At 48.0% G+C, this 974-nt stretch carries 1 protein-coding gene; it reads right to left on the reverse strand.

From position 1 onward, the window contains the following. Positions 1–974: pyruvate formate lyase family protein (locus V6C27_14745; GenBank protein ID MEG6617650.1), on the reverse strand; the 974-nt coding region annotated here is incomplete at both ends.

Genomic DNA, 974 nt, shown 5'->3' on the forward strand with positions numbered 1-974 from the left:
GATACTTGTCCGGTTCCATTTGGGCCTTTTTCAGTACTTCGTTATCAACATAGCTGAATTGCATCTGACCATTGCCCAAAATAGATGCCGTTCTAAGCAAAGTAATCAGCCCATTTTCACCTTCTGGTGTTTCCAAAAGGCCCTTCAGCAGCTTAAAGTTGTGGACCATGCCGATGTTCATCGATTCGTTACTCAACTTGCTAACGGATTTGATAATGGCTGTTGGTCCCAATTTATCGGCGCCCTGGGTGGGGCTGATTCCGTCTGACAGCGGTGTCCAAGCCAGCCGTCCATTGGCTGTGGCCCCGGTGATCTCCCCAATGGGTGTGTTGTTGGAGATGGAAAGGGTGCCATGGGTAAAGTGCGAATATAGCATTTTGTATTTACGGTGAGCTTGCTCGGTCCAGCTGATAATGTCTGAAGCAATTAAATCTGCGTAATCATCATCGTTACCGTATTTAGGTGCATTTAGGCAATCGGTCCGAATGGCTTCGTAGCCCTCAAAATTGGCATCCAAGGCATCCCGGATTTGCTTGAGCGTGTATTTCCTATCATCAAAAACCAACTTTTTAATGGCTGCCATGGAATCGGCATAGGTGCCCAGGCCGGAAAAAATCAGTCCGGGACCGTAATTGATCATTGCGCCACCGTTTGCAACATCGGTGCCTTTTTCCATACAACCTTCCACCAGCAGCGACAGTAGCGGTTTGGGAGCCAGGTCTCTGTGCACCCGCTGACTAATCACCGTTCCGATGGCAGACAAGCGAATGATATGTTCAATTTGCTGCTTAACGGCGGCATCAAATTCTTCATAGGTTTTGAAGTTGTCAAGATCCCCGGTATCTAACCCTTGCTTGGTGCCATGCCACTTCATCATGCCCCGTCTTAAAACAAATTCAATGGCAATGGGCCATTGGGTATAACCGGTGGATGTCCACTGATAGATGCGACCGGATTTTTGCGGTTCAACACAA

The sequence above is a fragment of the Peptococcaceae bacterium 1198_IL3148 genome (assembly GCA_036763105.1).
Taxonomy (GTDB): Bacteria; Bacillota; Desulfotomaculia; order Desulfotomaculales; family Desulfohalotomaculaceae; genus JBAIYS01.